The sequence below is a fragment of the Streptomyces sp. NPDC058664 genome (assembly GCF_042716635.1).
Classification (GTDB): domain Bacteria; phylum Actinomycetota; class Actinomycetes; order Streptomycetales; family Streptomycetaceae; genus Streptomyces.
In genome coordinates this window covers 1-1,199 of sequence record NZ_JBHXRW010000231.1, presented here as the reverse complement: position 1 = coordinate 1,199, position 1,199 = coordinate 1, and the positions used below count along the sequence as shown (strand labels likewise).

The window sequence follows — 1,199 nt, the reverse complement described above, 5'->3', positions numbered from 1 at the left end:
GCTCGAGCGTCTCCGCCAGGCCGTGCGACACCGTGACGTTCTTGCCGCGCAATTTCCGCAACAGCTTCTGCTCGTGATTGCCCGGCACGCACAGGGCATTGCCACTCGCGGTCATCCCCATCACCAACCGCAGCACGCCGGGCGAATCCGGCCCACGGTCGACGAGATCGCCGACGAACACCGCCTGACGACCCTCCGGGTGCGTGGCATCGACAGGTCGACCCTGCTCGTCGCGAACCAGCGTCCAGCCGAGTTCACCCAGCAACGTTTCCAATTCGGCGCGACAGCCGTGCACATCGCCGATGATGTCGAACGGGCCGGTGAGTTCGCGCCGGTCGTTCCATGCCTTTTCATAGGTGATCGTCACATCGGACGGATCGCTGACGACATGCACCTTGCGGAAACCCTCACGGCCCAGTTCGCGCAATGACCGCCGCAGATCCTGGCTCTGCCGCTTCAGAACATTGCGTCCGAATGTGCGGTCGGTGCGTCCCTGAGTCCGTTCCCACGCAACAGCTTCGGGGGTATCGATGACGATCGCCACCGGAAGCACGTCGAAGGACCGTGCCAGCGCCACCAATTCGGCGCGCGCGTGCTTCTGCACATTGGTGGCGTCGATGACGACCCGGCGACCGGCGCGCAATCGGATACCGGCGATGTGACCGAGCGCGTCGAAGGCATCCTTCGTCGCGGACTGGTCGTTCTCGTCATCGGCGACCAGGCCGCGGAAGAAGTCCGACGACAGCACCTCGGTGGGCTTGAAGTGCTCAGCGGCGAAGGTGGACTTGCCGGAACCGGAGATGCCGATGAGCGCGATGAGCGACAGTTCGGGGAGGTCGATGTTCATTTACGCGGCCTTCCGGAACAGTGCGAGCTGGGTGGGGGAGCCGGTCGAAGGGTCGTGGTCGCCGACCGGGCGGATATCGACGGTGTAGCCGAAGGTGTCGGCGACACGGGCGCACCAGGCGGCGAATTCCGCACGGGTCCACTCGAATCGGTGATCATCGTGACGGTGTCCGTCGAGAGTTTCGTAGTTCACGTTGTATTCCACGTTCGGCGTCGTCACGATCACCGATCCCGGTGCGGCATGGCCGAATACGGCGCGTTCGAGGGCGGGCAGCCGGGACTCGTCGACGTGCTCGATCACCTCCATGAGCACCGCCGCATCGAACCCTTGCAGCCGGTTGTCGTGGTAGGTC

Annotated in this window: 1 protein-coding gene and 1 pseudogene; both read right to left on the bottom strand. The window is 64.6% G+C overall.

Annotated elements, in window-relative coordinates:
* Window positions 1-847 (bottom strand): AAA family ATPase (locus ACFWUY_RS41795; RefSeq protein ID WP_384122353.1); only part of this gene is annotated, 847 nt, incomplete at its 3' end.
* Window positions 848-1,199: pseudogene (locus ACFWUY_RS41790) on the bottom strand (3' terminal RNA ribose 2'-O-methyltransferase Hen1); the annotation flags it as partial.